The sequence below is a fragment of the Ruegeria sp. CF1 genome, assembly GCF_056537445.1.
Genome location: NZ_JBQFRN010000003.1, coordinates 171,371 through 187,625, shown reverse-complemented (window position 1 = coordinate 187,625; position 16,255 = coordinate 171,371). Strand labels below are relative to the sequence as shown.

General features: G+C 56.8%; 15 protein-coding genes. 7 read left to right on the top strand and 8 right to left on the bottom strand.

The annotated features are described in order from the left end of the window. Positions 1–49: 49 nt before the first annotated feature. Complete coding sequence (locus tag ACRZ96_RS08560) at positions 50–1,894, top strand: family 1 glycosylhydrolase (RefSeq protein WP_480706239.1); 1,845 nt, start codon at positions 50–52, stop codon at positions 1,892–1,894. A 39-nt stretch (positions 1,895–1,933) separates the two neighbouring features. Beyond that, on the top strand, positions 1,934–2,860 hold the full coding sequence (locus tag ACRZ96_RS08555; RefSeq protein ID WP_480706241.1) for a carbohydrate kinase family protein: 927 nt from the start codon (positions 1,934–1,936) through the stop codon (positions 2,858–2,860). 135 nt (positions 2,861–2,995) lie between these two features. On the opposite strand, the gene ACRZ96_RS08550 is transcribed toward ACRZ96_RS08555, so the two are convergent. The 3 genes from ACRZ96_RS08550 to ACRZ96_RS08540 form a co-directional block, all read right to left on the bottom strand. Next, entirely contained in the window at positions 2,996–4,261 is a 1,266-nt protein-coding gene (locus ACRZ96_RS08550; RefSeq protein ID WP_170394412.1) for an ABC transporter permease, read from the bottom strand. Further along, positions 4,258–5,064: a taurine ABC transporter ATP-binding protein gene (locus ACRZ96_RS08545; RefSeq protein WP_170394409.1), complete on the bottom strand. Its 807-nt coding sequence runs from the start codon at positions 5,062–5,064 to the stop codon at positions 4,258–4,260. The genes ACRZ96_RS08550 and ACRZ96_RS08545 overlap by 4 nt, the downstream gene beginning before the upstream one ends. A 74-nt stretch (positions 5,065–5,138) precedes the next feature. Beyond that, positions 5,139–6,134, bottom strand: coding sequence for a taurine ABC transporter substrate-binding protein (locus ACRZ96_RS08540; protein ID WP_170394406.1), 996 nt, complete (start codon positions 6,132–6,134; stop codon positions 5,139–5,141). Positions 6,135–6,310: 176 nt separating this feature from the next. On the opposite strand from ACRZ96_RS08540, the gene ACRZ96_RS08535 reads away from it, so the two are divergent. From ACRZ96_RS08535 to hisD, 4 genes are all read left to right on the top strand, one after another. Continuing rightward, the gene (locus ACRZ96_RS08535) at positions 6,311–7,285 is read left to right on the top strand and encodes a LysR family transcriptional regulator (RefSeq protein WP_480706244.1); all 975 of its coding nucleotides are present in this window, start codon (positions 6,311–6,313) and stop codon (positions 7,283–7,285) included. A gap of 218 nt (positions 7,286–7,503) precedes the next feature. Then, a complete protein-coding gene (cuyA, locus tag ACRZ96_RS08530) occupies positions 7,504–8,517 on the top strand; it encodes a D-cysteate sulfo-lyase (RefSeq protein ID WP_170663515.1) in 1,014 nt (337 codons plus the stop codon). 35 nt (positions 8,518–8,552) lie between these two features. Continuing rightward, the gene (cuyB, locus tag ACRZ96_RS08525) at positions 8,553–9,248 is read left to right on the top strand and encodes a cysteate racemase (protein ID WP_170663516.1); all 696 of its coding nucleotides are present in this window, start codon (positions 8,553–8,555) and stop codon (positions 9,246–9,248) included. A gap of 8 nt (positions 9,249–9,256) precedes the next feature. Continuing rightward, entirely contained in the window at positions 9,257–10,531 is a 1,275-nt protein-coding gene (gene hisD / locus ACRZ96_RS08520) for a histidinol dehydrogenase (protein WP_480771799.1), read from the top strand. 33 nt (positions 10,532–10,564) lie between these two features. On the opposite strand, the gene ACRZ96_RS08515 is transcribed toward hisD, so the two are convergent. From ACRZ96_RS08515 to ACRZ96_RS08495, 5 genes are read right to left on the bottom strand one after another with little or no spacing between them, the layout of a single operon-like run. Beyond that, the gene (locus tag ACRZ96_RS08515; protein ID WP_480771800.1) at positions 10,565–12,031 is read right to left on the bottom strand and encodes an aldehyde dehydrogenase; all 1,467 of its coding nucleotides are present in this window, start codon (positions 12,029–12,031) and stop codon (positions 10,565–10,567) included. Positions 12,032–12,040: 9 nt separating this feature from the next. Continuing rightward, on the bottom strand, positions 12,041–13,078 hold the full coding sequence (locus ACRZ96_RS08510; RefSeq protein ID WP_170407735.1) for an LLM class flavin-dependent oxidoreductase: 1,038 nt from the start codon (positions 13,076–13,078) through the stop codon (positions 12,041–12,043). Position 13,079: 1 nt separating this feature from the next. Further along, entirely contained in the window at positions 13,080–14,000 is a 921-nt protein-coding gene (locus tag ACRZ96_RS08505) for a flavin reductase (RefSeq protein ID WP_480706248.1), read from the bottom strand. Then, positions 13,997–14,809, bottom strand: a complete 813-nt coding sequence (locus ACRZ96_RS08500; protein ID WP_480706250.1) for an alpha/beta fold hydrolase — start codon at positions 14,807–14,809, stop codon at positions 13,997–13,999. The genes ACRZ96_RS08505 and ACRZ96_RS08500 overlap by 4 nt, the downstream gene beginning before the upstream one ends. Further along, complete coding sequence (locus ACRZ96_RS08495) at positions 14,781–15,383, bottom strand: amino acid synthesis family protein (RefSeq protein WP_480706251.1); 603 nt, start codon at positions 15,381–15,383, stop codon at positions 14,781–14,783. The genes ACRZ96_RS08500 and ACRZ96_RS08495 overlap by 29 nt, the downstream gene beginning before the upstream one ends. Before the next feature lie 102 nt (positions 15,384–15,485). Here ACRZ96_RS08495 and ACRZ96_RS08490 point away from each other — a divergent pair, with 102 nt between their 5' ends. Beyond that, complete coding sequence (locus tag ACRZ96_RS08490) at positions 15,486–16,172, top strand: GntR family transcriptional regulator (RefSeq protein WP_480706253.1); 687 nt, start codon at positions 15,486–15,488, stop codon at positions 16,170–16,172. Positions 16,173–16,255 lie beyond the last annotated feature (83 nt).

Genomic DNA, 16,255 nt, shown 5'->3' with positions numbered 1-16,255 from the left:
AACCTGTTAGATGGCGAGACGCTGGTCATGGCTCCAACAGGTTGCGACAATGAAATATACCCGTTCTGACTTTCCCAATGGCTTTCTGTTTGGTGCGGCTTCCCCTGCAGAACCGGCAACTGGGCTAGACATGCACCGCTTTACAGTCCGTTGGCAGCACATCATGCCAGACGGTCGCATTTCTGATGCACGCGCATTGGATCAGAGCGAGCAGCGAATTGATCAGCTTTTGGCACACAGCATTCGGCCATGCATCGTGCTGGATCACAACGATATCCCCCCAGCGCTGGAGGATATCGGCGGGTGGCGCAATCGAGTAATGGCCGACTATTTTGCAGCGTTTTCTGAGGCAGTCGTCGCTCGGATGGGTGATCGGATATTCAACATCTCTACCTTGAACCCGTCCGTCGGAATCGAACGCGACCCTCGCACTAATGCCCGCAGCCTGCACCATCAATTGCTTGCACAGGGCGCGGCGCGTCAGGAAATGCGGAGCTATGGGATGGCCAATCTGGGTGTAGAGGTCGATCCGCTCATCCTTGATACGATAACCAACGGGCAATACCCGCAGTCTTTGCTGGATCGATTGGCCTGCCACTTTCCCGAAAATTGGCGGGATGATTTTTCCATCATCGCCGAGCCGATTGATTGGTGCAGCGTAGTCGTGAAAGAGGGCGCTGACATAGACATACTCATGCGCACAACACATGAGCAATCGCTGCCTTCATTCGTGACCGTAGCCGCCGATGCGGGTCATGACTTTGTGCATTCGCTGGCGCGCGTACATGACGCGCTTGAATCCGACACCTTGGTACACGGCATTTTCGTTCAGTCCGGGACCGACGTCGAGGCGTTGCAGACAATCCAAACAAGTGACGCCCAGCCGGCCTCATGGGTTAGACCCAAGGGAGGGTTACACGCACATTGGAATCTGGTGGCTGATATCGGCGGCACAAATACAAGATTGGGCGTCGTAACCGAGGGGGCGCTGACCGATCTTCGCAAACACCCCACCGGCTCCGTAAGCGACCTGCAAGACGCATTACACAGCTTGTGCGACGAGGTCGGAACAAGACCGCGCGCGGTCGTTGCTGCCGGGGCGGGGCCGGTCCAGAACGGCACCATTCGCCTGACCAATGCCAATCTTGATCTTTCCGAAGACGCTCTGGCCCGAGCAACCGGCGCGCACCATACCTATGTCATCAATGATTTCACGGCTGCCGCATGGTCAGTCGCCGAGATTACCGAGAATGATGTTGAGGTATTGCAGGGCTCACCCGCTCCACCACTGGGGACACGGCTAGTTGTCGGGCCGGGAACCGGGCTGGGCGTGGGCGCCCTGCTCTACTCCGAAGGACATTTTCACACCGTTTCCGGCGAGGGCGGCCATGTTGGATTGTCCCCGCGCCATCTTGACGAGGTCGAGGTTTTCCGCGCAGCGCGCAAGATCATACCCGAGTGCTTTTTTGACGATACGCTCACCATCGAGGCCGAGATGTTCCTGAGCGGAACTGGCCTACCGGTTCTCTATCAGGCGATCGGAATGGCCGAAGGTCAGCCCAACGGCATGATACGTTCGGCAAAAGACATTCTGCAGGATGCTCAGGACGGCTCGGATGCCTGCGCTGTTAAGGCGGCTCGAATGTTCACCGAGCATCTGGGCGCCATAATGGGCGATCTTGCTGTTGCTCTTATCCCCTCCGGAGGTGTGTTTCTTGTTGGCGGGGTGGCCGAAAAGAACCGCTGGCTGTTTGGTCAGGATTTTCTGCGTGCCTTCAACGCAGGAGGTCGGTTCGATGAATTGCGGCAATCGATGAACCTGTATGTGTCAGAACAGGATGAGTTTGGCATTGTTGGCGCTAACAATTTCTGTAAGAATGCCTTGGCACGGTAATTTGGCCGCGCATTTTCAAGCAGGCCGAGGGATAGCAGAATGATCCTGTGCTGTGGAGAAGCTCTGATCGATATGATCGCCGAACCAACGGTTTCTGGCGGCAAAGGGTTTGTCCCACATTCCGGTGGTGCAATCTTCAACACCGCGATTGCACTGGGTCGTCTGGGCATACAAACGGGGCTGCTGTCAGGGCTATCTACCGACATGTTCGGAGAGCAGTTGATCGCCGCCTTGCAGATCAGCCATGTCGCGACCTCGCACGTTATCCGCTCGGACCGTCCTACGACACTTGCATTCGTGCAGTTGCGGGATGGGCACGCCACATACAGTTTTGTCGATGAGAATACGGCGGGCCGGATGCTGCGGCCCGAAGACATGCCGGATCAACTACCGGGCGTTTCCGCACTGTATTTCGGAGGGATCAGCCTGGCTTGCGAACCCTGTGCCGATGCCTACGCGGCCACACTTGATCGTCATGGCGCGGATCGTGCCGTAATGCTGGACCCCAATATTCGACCCAGCTTTATCAAGGATCAGACGCGATACCGGACCCGCTTGAACCGTATGATCGCAAAGACCGACATCATTAAAGTTTCCGATGAAGACCTTGATTGGATTATACCGGGCCCCGAAAGCCATGCCGAGAAAATTCCACTGCTGCTTCGTGCAGGACCAGCGATCGCAATCGTGACCAAAGGGGGGGATGGCGCGACAGGCTATCTTTCTGATGGAACGGACGTATCCGTACCCGTCCAGAAAGTTAAGGTTGTGGATACTGTTGGTGCTGGCGATACGTTCAACGCAGGTGTGCTGGCCGCGCTGAGCCAAACCGGTCATCTCAACAAGCCCGCCTTGCGCACTTTGCCCACAAGCAGTCTTCGCGACGCGCTTGAATACGGTGCAAAGGTCGCTGCCGTCACCGTATCCCGAGCGGGGGCAAACCCGCCTTGGGCACAGGAGCTCTGAAGGTATACAGACCGATGCCGTGTTCAAGCTAAGACAGCAGCAAGGTCCAACGCCGCGTTCTTAATCGCAGCTGAAACAAAAGGCCCCCGAGATTGCTCGGGGGCCGCTTTGTTACCACAGTATCGGAAAGACCGATCAGCTGCGGCCTTTCCATGGCACCAGCCAGTTCTCGGCCTTGCGCATCAGGATATCGATTCCATATCCGATCACCCCGATCAGGACGATCCCCATAATGACAATGTCGGTCAGCTGGAATTTGGATGCGGCGATGATCATCATGCCGGCGCCCTTTTGTGCGGCAACCAGTTCAGCCGCAACAACAGTTCCCCAACAGACACCCATGGCCACACGTGCACCGGTGAAAATCTCGGGCAGCGAGTTGGGCACGATCACATGGCGCATGATCTGCCATTTCGACGCCCCCAGAGAATACGCTGCGTGGATTTTCGAGATGTTCACACCGGACACACCAGCCCGCGCGGCGATGGTCATGATCCAAAGGGCCGCAAGGAACAGCAGAACGATCTTGCCGGTCTCCCAGATGCCGAACCAGATGATCACCAGTGGGATCAGCGCAAGTGGCGGCACCGGTCGCATGAACTCGACAATCGGATCGAACCAGCCGCGGAACCAACCGGATAGGCCCATTGCATAACCCAGCGGAATCCCCACAAGCGCACCTGCGATAAACCCAGCAATCACGCGCAACAGCGACCAGCCCAGGTGCTCCCAAAGCGAGAAGTTCTGGTAGCCTTCATTCGCAATCTCAAAGAACCGGGCCACAACGGTTTCAGGGGCTGGAAGCCAGATGGGGTTCATCTGCAAGCCCTGTTTGGGGGTGAAACTGATCGCCCCTTTCCCGGTCAGCGTTACGGTACCATCGCCTGTATCAACCTTTTGGCCTTCACCTATAGGTGTGCCGTTGATCGCGACGATCTTTGCACCCTCATTACGTTTGGCATCATCGTTCTTGTCGAACAGGATCGTCGATGAGCGGCCCGCAGCAGCAGCAACCGCATCGTCTTTGGCAAATCCGCTGCCGGGCTCGACCTCGAATTTCTCTGCTTCCTCACCGAAGGCTGGAACGCGAACAAAAATCGTGGCTTCATCCGTGCTGCCATCCGCGTTTTCGAGCGTATAGGTGAATTGCGTATCACCTACAAATGGGCCCGGCACATGGATCGGAAACAACTTCGAGCCGGTGAAAGCCGCCCAGATTACAAAGATCACGAGAACTGAGATTATCGATGCAGCCCTATCCGCTCGTACGGCACTTTCGTCGCCGAAAGTCACAGTTTTCAAGCTTGTGAAATCCTGACGCGATTGCAAACCGCGGCGTAACGCGTAGACGATGAAAAACGCGCCACCGAACAGGCCGATATAGAAGAGAAGTACAATCATGATGCCTGCTCCGTCCGACCCATAATTTCTTCTTCCATCTCCCAGATCATCGAGAGGATCTCATCGCGCTTTTCCGCAAAACCTTCGGATTTCTTCACATCACGCAGATCGGCATTCACACCGCGTTCAGCAAAAGGCAGATTGTATTCGCGGTGAATGCGCCCCGGTCTGGGGGCCATGACAATCAAACGCTCACCCAGCAACAAGGCCTCTTCGACCGAGTGGGTGATCAGGATGATCGTCTTGCCCGTTTCTTTCCAAAGCTTCAGGACAAGGCCCTGCATTTTCTCACGGGTCAGCGCATCCAAAGCACCCAGCGGTTCGTCCATCAGGATGACGTCCGGCTCGTTTGCCAGGCACCGCGCCAACGCAACACGCTGCTGCATCCCACCCGATAGTTCATAAACCGCCTTGTCCTTGAAATCCTGCAGCCCCACGACCTCAAGCAGATGGTCGGAAATCTGGTCACGCTCGGCTTTGGGCATGCCTTTCATACGCGGGCCAAACTCGACATTTTCCCGCACGTTCATCCATTCGAACAACGCGCCCTTCTGAAACACCATCCCGCGTTCAGCATCAGGGCCTTTGACCAGATGGCCGTTCAGTTCAATCTTGCCAGATGTCGGCGCCAGAAATCCTGCAACGATGTTCAGCAACGTCGTTTTACCACAGCCCGACGGGCCAAGGACAGACATCAGCTCACCCTCTTTAAGGCTGAGTGAAACATCTTGTAGGGCCTGTACTGAGGAGCCGTTGGGTAAGTCAAAGCGCATGGACAATTCTACGATGTCCAGTTCAGGCATCCTGCCTCCTTCCTGCTTTCATAGCTGTCGACCGGCCCGAAACCGGGGCCGGTCGCATGAAATGTCCTGCGTGATTAGTTATTCGCAGCTGTCAGCGGGCCTGCATTAACGGCACCATCATACGAATCCAGAGCGGATTCGATGCTGCCTGCCGACACGAACACGTTTGCAACACCCTGCATGAAGTCTTGCGCGCCACCGCCCAGCCACTTCTCGGACAGCTGGTCTTCAACTGACGGGAAGGTGAAAGTCGCGATTGTGGCTTCAGCGTCTGCAGGATCCATACCAGCATCCTTTGCAATCACCGGCAGCATTTCATCTTTGCTGTCGCCTGCGTTCCACTTGGCGTTGGCATCTGCGGTAACCTTAAGGAACTTCGACAGAAGCTCGGGCTCTTCTTCGATGAAGCTTGCCGGAGCGCTAGTGACGTCGAACACCAGAATACCGATCTCTTCTTTTTCAGCACCGGTCAGCAGAATGTTGCCATGCTCGGTCATACGACGAAGCGCGCCACCCCAGCCGCAAACCATGTCGAGGTTGCCCTGGGCAAACGCCGCGGCGCCATCGGCAGGAGCCATGTCAACAATTTCCATTGAACCGATGTCGACACCAAAGTGAGACATTTGCGACAGGAAACCGTAATGCGCAGCTGTACCGATCGGAACACCGACCTTCTTGCCGTTCAGTTCACCCGCGTTGCCCTTGTCGATTTCAAGCGCTTCGGCAACAACGCAGTTGTCGTTGTCTGAATAGCTGACCGCCACATCGACGATCTGGATATCCTGACCGGCCGAAGTGGTTACCACAAACGGTGGTACACCTTGGCTGACCGCGATCTGTACATCACCCGAGGCCATCGCAGCTGACATGGCGGTGCCAGTGTCGAAGGACACCCAGTTGATCTTGACGCCCAGTTCTTCTTCGTAGGTTCCGTTTGCTTTCGCATACTGGAACGGCATCGGCCATTCGAGGAAATATGCAACCGTCAGTTCATCAAGCGCGGCGGCTTGTGAAGCGGTGACGGCCGCAATCCCGGCATATGCTGTTGTGAGCAGATATTTCTTGATCATTTTGACTATTTTCTCCCTGCTGGTTCCACTTGTCGGCTCTTGAAACGTCCGAACTCTGGAACAGTAGAAAAACCATAGTCCTTACGCATTGAATTAGTAAATCAAAATACTGGTTGCGTAAAAAGCGAAACTTTGTTTCGCTTTTTACTGATAGTTCGCTGGTTTGGGAGCATCCTATGACAAAGAAAGCACTCAGTCTCAGGTGGCTGGAGGTCTTCCAACTTATTTCCAAGTTGGGTTCAATCCAAAAGGTGTCAGCTGAAACCGGTTTGTCAATCAGTACGGTCTCCAATCATTTGCGCAGTCTTGAAAAGGCGCTGGATGTGGATTTGGTGGACCACAGCCGCAGACCCATGGGTCTGACACCCGCAGGCACAGTGTTCTCACGACATGTGCATGACGGCCTGATCGCCTTGAAACGGGGCGAGGCCGAGCTTCGCTCGGGCAGTTGGCAACATGCAACAGATTTGCGTCTGGGCCTGATTGACGATTTTGACAGCCGGGTCGCGCCAGAACTCTTCCGTCATCTCTCTGCAAGCCTGCCGCGGTGCAATTTTCGCCACTTTACCCGCCCCAGCCATGAGATTCTTGACAAACTGCAGTCTCAAAAGCTGGATGCAGGGGTTGCGACCCGACCTCCTGAGCACTTTGAGGGGTTAATCGAATTCCCGCTACTTCGAGATCCGTTTATCGTCATTCTTCCGCCTGCATATGACGGACCGGTCGAGGAACTGACCAAATCAGACAGTCCGCTTCCGCTTTTACGATATTCGCGTGATCACACCATAGGCAGACTCATCGAAATTCAGCTAACCCGCAGCAAGATTAACCTACCCAACCGGTTCGAACTTGAATGCAATCAGTCAATTATCGGACTTGTCGCCGGGGGCAGTGGTTGGACGATCACGACTGCCGCCAGCTACTATCGCGCACGGCGATTCCACAAAGATGCACGCGCATTACCTTTCCCGGGCAAAAGCTTTGCGCGTACCGTATCGTTGTTCACGACCAATATCTATCCGTCGACAACCACCCGACTGATACACAACACCCTGCAAAACCTGATCCGTCGTCATGTGACCGAGCCTATGAATTCGCGGTTTCCGTGGTTGAATGACGACTTTCGAACCATTCCCGCACCCCCCGAATGAGCTGCCAGGTAATCTAAGCGCAATATCGAAGTTATTTTCCGGCTTTTTCGAAACCGGGTACAGTGCGCTTGACCGACGCGCCCCATCCGCTGTGATTAGGCCTGACCTTGCGGCTTGACTACAGGCGGCATTCTAAACCCAGAAACCTACCCAGCGGCCCATGTTGGCAAGACCTACCGGTCTTGAACCATGTGCCGGGCCCAGATCAGGACAGCTTGATGCATCTTTCCCGTTTTCCCCGTGTTTTTCTTGCCCATCTGCCAACACCGCTTGAACGGATGGATCGTATGTCCGAGGCTCTGGGAATCGATCTTTGGATCAAGCGAGACGACTGCACCGGCATGTCGACGGGTGGCAACAAGACCCGCAAACTAGAGTTTCTGTTCGGCGAAGCGCTCGAACAAGGCGCAGACATGGTGATGACACAAGGGGCAACGCAATCGAACCATGCGCGTCAAACCGCTGCATTCGCTGCCCGGCTGGGTTTGAAATGTCATATCCTACTGGAAGACCGCACCAGCTATAACAACGCCAACTACAACAACAATGGCAACGTCCTGCTGGATCATCTGCACGGCGCAACCACCGAGAAGTTTCCCGGCGGCCACGACATGCCCGCCGAGATGGAGCGTTCGGCCGCGAAGAAGCGTGAAGAAGGTCACAACGTCTATGTCATTCCGGGCGGAGGTTCGAACCCGACCGGAGCGCTTGGCTATGTGAACTGCGCGCTAGAGCTTGTGAGCCAGGCCAATAACGCCGGTCTCAAAATCGATCGCGTGGTGCATGCGACGGGCTCCTCGGGCACGCAAGCCGGGCTGGTCACCGGGCTTTGCGCCATGAATACGGGCATTCCGGTTCTTGGCATTGGCACCCGCGCACCGCAGCCCAAGCAAGAGCAGATGGTCTATGATCTAGCCTGCAACACGGCCGAGAAATTGGGTAGCCCGGACGTGGTGCGGCGCGAGGATGTGATGGCCAATACCGACTATGTAGGCGACGGCTACGGCTTGCCGACCGAAAGCGGCATTGAGGCGATCCGCATGTTTGCCGAACTGGAAGGCATTCTGCTCGACCCGGTCTATTCCGCCAAAGGGGCCGCCGGTCTGATCGATCTGGCGCGCAAGGGCTCGTTCAAGGATGAGCGTGTGGTGTTCTTGCATACCGGAGGCTCGGTTGGCCTGTTCGGTTATGATTTCGCTTTCGATCACACCGACCGCTGGGTCAATCTGTAAATCACGGTGATAAGTTCCAGCAAGCAGGTCTTCGCATGAAACCCCGCGTCACCGGCATATTGGGCGGAATGGGCCCCGAGGCGACAATTCTGTTGCAGCAGCGCGTGTTATCCACGGTACAGGCGGCGGATGATGCCGATCACCTGCCACTACTGATTGACATGAACCCACAGGTGCCTTCCCGCATCGCGCACCTGATCGAGGGCAACGGGTCTGATCCCGGGCCGGTTCTGGCCGATATGGCGAGAGGATTGGAGCAATCAGGGGCAACCGCGCTCGCGATGCCGTGTAACACCGCACACCACTATGCGGCGCAGATAGAGGACGCCGTCTCGATCCCCTTTCTGAACATGGTAGACCTGTCCGTGGATCAAGCGGTGCAGCACCTGCCTTCGGGCAGCCAGGTCGGAATTCTTGCCTCACCAGCGCTGCGAAAGGTCGGAATTTTTGACGCCCCCCTGAACCGCGCTGGATTTACCGCAATCTGGCCCGAGGATGAAGATAGGATGCTCGGCACGATCCGCCACATCAAATCTGAAGGGCCAACCAACGTTGCGCTCAGCACACTTTCCGACGCTGCTAACGCCCTTTCGGGCAGGGGTGCCGCGCTTTTGTTTGTGGCCTGCTCCGAATTCTCTCTGCTCACCCGCGACTTGCCCAAAAGCGTTCCGATCATCGACACCGTCGATATTCTGGCGGGCGCTATCCACTCCCACTCTCTGACGCGTTGAGGTTCCCCATGGCCGTCTCTTATCTGAAAACCGCCCTGCCCCGCCCCGATGCAGAAAATTCGGATATCCGCGATATCGTCGCAATCATGCTCTCCAATATCGAGCGCGAGGGCGAAGAGGCCGTTCGGCGCTATGCCGGAACGCTCGATGGCTGGACGGGAGAGTTTGTGTTGACTGATGAAGCGCGCAAAGCCGCATGTGACCGCGTGCCTGAACAGGTCAAAGACGACATCCGCTTTGCCCATGCCAATATCCGTCGATTTGCCGAAGCGCAGATGACCACGGTGAGCGAATGCGAGCTCGAGGTGATGCCCGGCCTGATCGCAGGTCAGAAACAGATCCCGATCGCTAGTGCGGGGTGCTATGTACCCGGTGGTCGGTATAGCCATATCGCAAGTGCGTTGATGACAATTACCACGGCAAAGGTGGCTGGGGTGTCCCACATCACGGCGGTCTCGCCACCGCGTCCCGGTGCGGGCATCCCTGATGCAATAGTTTATGCGATGGACCTTAGCGGTGCAGATCTGATCCTGAATTTGGGCGGAGTTCAGGGGATTGCTGCGATGGCCCATGGCTTTTTTGGTGCGCGGCCAGCCGACATTCTTGTCGGTCCGGGAAACTCCTATGTCGCCGAGGCGAAACGGATGCTGTTTGGTAAGGTTGGCATCGACATGTTTGCAGGTCCAACCGATACCTTGGTCATTGCCGATCACACAGCATCGATCGAGACTGTCGCCTGGGATCTGGTGAGCCAAGCCGAGCACGGCGTCGATAGCCCTGTCTGGCTGGTCAGCACCGATAAAGCTCTGGCCCAGGGTGTTATCGCGCGCGCCGATGCCCTGATCGAAAGTCTTCCCGAGCCGAACGCTAGTGCAGCGCGCACGGCATGGCGCGACCGGGCCGAGATCATTCTTTGCGACAGCCGCGACGAGGCTGCCAGGGTCGCCAATAACTACGCGCCCGAACATCTGCAGGTGATCGCCGAGGACCTGGATTGGTGGCTGGACCAACTGACCACCTATGGATCGCTGTTTCTGGGTGCCGAAACAACAGTGCCCTTCGGCGACAAGACGTCCGGGCCAAATCATGTTTTGCCGACAAGCGGAGCGGCCCGATATACCGGCGGTCTGTCAGTGCATAAATTCACCAAAACGGTGACTTGGCAGCGCTGCACAGCGCAAGCCTCGCACGAGCTTGCTGAACGCACTGCTAGGATCAGTCGGATGGAAGGCATGGAAGGCCACGCACGCGCGGCAGAGATGCGATTGTCTAAAGTGTGCTAAATCTGGCCCAAGGATGCTGTTGATTAGTCAGATTCACCGCATCACGAACGGATCGGGTATCGGATCGTCGCTTGTGCGCAACCAGACCGATTTGACCCGTGTGTAATCAAGCGCCGCCTGCAGGCCCCCTTCGCGCCCGTGGCCCGACAGTCCATGACCTCCGAATGGAGCAATCGGGCTGACCGCGCGATATGTGTTAACCCAGACAATGCCAGCCCGAATTCTGCGGATCATTCGATGTGCGCGGGTCAAGTCTTTGGTAAAGACACCCGACGCCAGCCCAAACGCGGTGTTGTTGGCTATTTGTACCGCCTCCGCTTCGGTCCCGAAACTGACGACCGAGAGGATCGGACCAAAGGCTTCGCGCGTCAGACAGGGCGCATCAGGCGCGTCCGTACAATCAATGATTGTCGGTGGAAAATAGTGCCCCTCACGGTCCAAAGGTTGCCCACCCGCTATCACGGTAGCCCCTGCCGAGACGGAATCAGCAACCATATCTGCAGCAGTCACAAGCTGAGCCTGAGTGCACAGCGGACCAACCTCGGTCTTTAGGTCATCGGGCGCCCCGATCACGATCTCACCCGCTTTTTCGGTGAGCCGGGCCAGAAACTCATCTTTGATCTTGTCAGAGATTACCAATCGCGATCCCGCCACGCAGCTTTGCCCGGTCGCAGCAAAGATCCCCGAGACCTGCGCGTTCACAGCACTTTCGATATCGGCATCTTCGAACACGATGAACGGGGATTTTCCGCCCAGTTCCAACGAAGTCGAAGCGAGGTTTTCAGCCGAGTTGCGCACGATATGGCGCGCGGTTTCCGGGCCGCCTGTAAAGGCAACATGATCGACATCCGGGTGACTGGTCAGAACGGCGCCGCATTCCGGCCCGAAGCCGGTGATGACGTTCAGAACTCCGGGCGGGAAGCCTGCCTGATCGAAAATACGCGCGAATTCCAGCATCGGGGCCGGACCATCTTCGGATGCTTTCAGAACGACTGTGCAACCGGCGGCAAGCGCCGGGCCAATCTTGACCGCAGACAGGAACAGTTGCGAATTCCACGGCACTATGGCGGCCACCACACCAACTGGTTCGCGGCGCAGCCAAACCTCCATGTCGGGCTTGTCGATCGGCAGGTGCGCTCCTTCGATTTTGTCCGCCAATCCGGCATAGTAACGGTAGTAGTCCGCGACATAGGCGATCTGAGCAGAGGTTTCGCGAATGATCTTGCCGGTATCGCGCGTTTCAAGCTCGGCTAAGGTCTGAGCATTTTCGGCGACCAGATCGGCCAACCGGTACAACAGTTTACCACGAACCGTTGCTGTCATGGTCGCCCATTCGGGGGCATTCAGCGCTGAACACGCAGCCTCAACCGCGGCGTTCACATCATGTGTTCGGGCCTCAGGCATTTTCGCCCAAACGGTGCCCGTCGCGGGATCAAGGCTGTCGAACTGCGCGGTCCCATCCGAAAACGTGCCGCCGATATAGTGCTGAAACTGCCGCATTTTCTCTCCTTAGGCGAAGGCGGGCATGACGTCCGCGATGAACCGCTCTAGCGAGGCTTTCTTGCGCTCAAAGCTCATCCCACTGTCGATCCAGAAAGAATACTCATCATATCCAAGATCGCTATAGCCCTTGATGCGTTCGATTGCTTTGTCGGGCGTGGCGATCACGTTGTCCCGGATCATCGCCTCGGGCGAATAGAAGGGATGGTTAGCGATGTCGTCATCGCTCAGCGCCTGGATCAGTCCCTGCGACACTGGGCGTTCGTTTTTGAACCACGCGCCGAAATAGCAATAAAAGCGATTGATCTCTTCCGCCGCGCGACGGGCATCCGCCTCGTCCGAGGCGATGTAGGTGTGGTTCAACAGCATGATTTCGGGGCGCGGGACGTCATGGAATTTGGCGCAGGCTGCGTTGAACGTATCCATCAGCCGGGTGATCTCTTCGTCGCCCTGCCACAAAGGGGTGACCTGCACGTGACAACCGTTCGATACCGCAAACTCATGACTGTTGGGATCGCGCGCGGCAACCCAGATCGGTGGACCGTTTTGTTGCAGAGGCTTGGGCGAAGATGTGGTTGCCGGGAAAGAATGAAACTCTCCGTCCAGCGCATGATCGCCCTCCCAAAGACCCCGCACTGCCGGAACAAGCTCGCGCATACGCTGGCCTGCCTCCCAGGCGTCCAGCCCCGGCACCATCCGCTCGTATTCATAGCTGTAGGCGCCACGCGCGATGCCCAGATCCAAACGGCCATTCGTGATCATGTCCGTCATTGCGGCCTCTCCGGCCAGCCGGATCGGATGCCAGAACGGAGCGATAACGGTTCCGGTTCCCAGACGCACATTGTTGGTCTGGCGTGCCAGATCGACGATATTCAGGAACGGGTTCGGCGAGATGGTGAAATCCATCCCGTGATGTTCGCCGGTCCAGACCGCATGCATGCCGCCCGCATCAGCGATCTTGGCCAGTTCTATGAAGTTTTCATACAGCTCCTGCTGGTCCTGATCGGGAGAGGTGCGTTCCATATGAACGAAAAGCGAAAACCGCATGTCAGTGACCTCCTCGTGTAATCGGGCGAACCTCGCCGCTGTTCTTGTTTCCGTAGTAAATGCCAAAATCTCCCAGACGGGATTCCTCGGACAATCGTTCCAGCATGGTTCGGGTCGCCGAGTCGGTTACAGTGCCAAAGGATACGATATCCAGCGGGACGAAATTACCTTTCTTCGGCTCACCATCTGCGGCCTGACACAGAAACGCGATGTGTTGACGCTTTTTCTCTGCATCTTCGTAAACCGAATAAACAAAGCCCGGCTCTGCGGTCAGCCCGGTGGCATCGATTAGCTTGTCCAATGCAGCCGAAACGCCCTCTGATCCAACCGCCACCTCAGGCGGTGCAAGCGCGCCGTCACCGGCATCGATCAACAGAACCTCACCTGCGCGTTCGATCAAGGCTGAGACGATCAGGCCGGTGTCCTGCATCAAGGCGCCAGCCGCTGTTGATGGCGTTACATAGGCCCCCCTGACATATCCGAGACCGGGTGCCGGAGTATTGTCGAAGGCTTTGACCTCGCCGATCAGGATCACATGATCCCCCGCTTCGACGGTTTTGTGCATAGCGCAGTCAAACCAGGCCGACGACCCATCGATCAACGGCGATCCCGCAGGTCCACGCCGCCACTCGACGCTGGCAAACCGGTCTTCGACGGGCCGGGCAAAGGTATTGGATACCTCGATCTGTGTCTCTGACAGGATATTGACGGCAAACCCGTCGGCGGCAATCAATGCGTCATAGTTCTTTGAACTGTTGGCGAGACATACCAGCACAAGCGGCGGGTCTAGTGAGACGGATGTGAACGAGTTCGCAGTAAACCCGATCGGGTTACCTTGGGTATCATGCGAAGTAACCACGGTGACGCCCGTCATGTACGCTCCAAATGCATTTCGCAGCGTGCGGGGATCGATCGAGGTCATTGCGCAATCCTTTCTTCGGCGGGCTGGCCGAGCCATTCAACCAGATGCGCTGTTACTTCATCGGGTGCTGTCAAGTTCACCATATGTCGGTGGCCTTGGATCACAACGGCCCGACCGTTTTGAACTGCTGCGGCCATAGCTTGTGACATAGCCGGGGTTGAGTTCGAGTCTCCGTCGCCGGTGAGCGCCAGAAACGGGCACGAAATCAGATTCATCTTGCTGGCGTAAGTGGCATCGCCCCGCGCAAAAGCGGAATAGGCGGTGGCGTAGCCTCTTTGGTCCACAGACCCAAGCCACGACGCCACCTGCGCACGGGCAGCCAGATCACCCGGACTGTCACCAAACCAGCGCGACAACGGCGTTTCCAGATCAACTCGACCCGCGCTGATGTCAGCGGCCCGTTGGATGACTGCGGCGCGGGCTGAGGCATCGCGACAGAAGACGCCGTTCAACATAGCAACACGGCTAGTGATATCGGGGTACTCTGCCGCAAAGCCGGCGGCAATCAGTGCCCCCATTGAATGCCCGATGATTGCGACCGGAGCCAGATTCAATGCGTCGACAACATCATGCATCCAGCCGACAAAATCCGGCAATTGGCTTCCAGATGGCAGACGGTCACTGCCTCCATGCCCCGGCAGATCAACCGCAATTATACGGCAATGCTGGCTCAGCGTGTCAAACTGAGGGCCCCAGGCCGCAGATTGCATGCCAACGCCATGGATCATAAAGACCGGTTGCCCTTCGCCCGCCTCTCTGAACGCGACTGATCGGCCCGAGTTAGACAGCTGCAGGGTTGTCAACGTCATGACCAAGTTCCTCGATGTCCTGATAGCGATCCCCGATCCGGTGGTGCGGCCGCCCTCCAATCGATGCACCCAGTGCAATCAGAATCTCATCTGCCGCAGGTGCATCTACGACCGAAGTCTGGATCGTAAGGTAGTGAGAGCGACGACCCCCATCATGTTTGTCCATCAAGGGGATCAGCAGCGGCGCATTGGCAGGGCCGCGCGTATTGCAGAAGGAAAGGTAGGATTTCGCGCCGACTGCTTTGCGATAATGATTGCCAAAATGCAGCGTGTGGATCAGGGCCGACGCATGCTCGACCTCTCCGTTCAAGCCCACAATCGCGGATTTTCCATAGGCTTCGACCCGGTCGCCGCCACCTGAAGCATCCAAAATCATTTTGGTCAGCAACTCCCCCAGTCCAGGGGCGCACTCGCGGATTGCAGGGCCAAGATCCTCGACAAATCCCTGACCAGCCCACGGGTTCCGAATGACAGCCATTGCGGCAATTAGCTTCAGCGGAGTGTCCGCCAACTTACCACCCTCGATCAGAGTGTCTTCGACATGCAGAAGCGTTTTTCGAATTTCGGCGGACATGGTGATTCCTTTGGCAAGCCTTTGGTCGAGAATATGGTATACCATATTACGATATGTCAATCATACTTGTTCCGGATCCGTACCACAGATATGAAAGCGTCGATGATGAACACCGACTCCACCCTTCAAAAGATCGAAAAAGCACCGCAAACCTTGCGGGATATCGTGCAAGCACGCCTGCGCGAAGCGATCATCGCCGGGCATTTTGCCCCCGGTGAGCGGCTTGTTGAACGCCCGCTTTGCGATCAGCTTGGTGTCAGCCGCACCGTCATCCGCGAGACGATCCGGTTTCTGGAAGCCGAAGGTTTGGTTGAGATTATCCCCAACCGCGGGCCAATCGTCTCGACCCTCAGCTGGGACCAAGCGCGGCAAATCTATGACATCCGCTTACAGCTAGAAGGCTCAGCCGCCGCCGCCTGTGCACAAGCGCATGAGACAGGTTTCGCAAAGGATCTGGGCAAGGCATTGAAAGCAGTGGGCGGGGCGCAGAATGACACCGAATGGTCAAATCTGCTACAGGCCACAACTCGCTTCTATGAACTGATTTTTCTACAGGCTGGGCACAGCATCGCCTGGGAGGTCGTGCAACGTCTGAACGGCCGGATCAGCCGCCTGCGGGCCTTGACCCTCGCAGCGCGGAATCGAGAGCGTTCTGGGATGAGCCACATGACTGCCATCCATGATGCCATCCTCAGTAGAGATCCTGCCAAAGCCCGAAAAGCAGTCGAAAGCCATATCGCGGATGCTGCACAGACCGCGCGCGGCTTTTTGGAAAGCTCTGAGACCTGAGTGCTCGGCAATTGAGCCAGAATTCCAAGATTCTGATATCAAAGCTCTCATTATCTGCGTAGATTTGCCGGGAATGCCCTGAT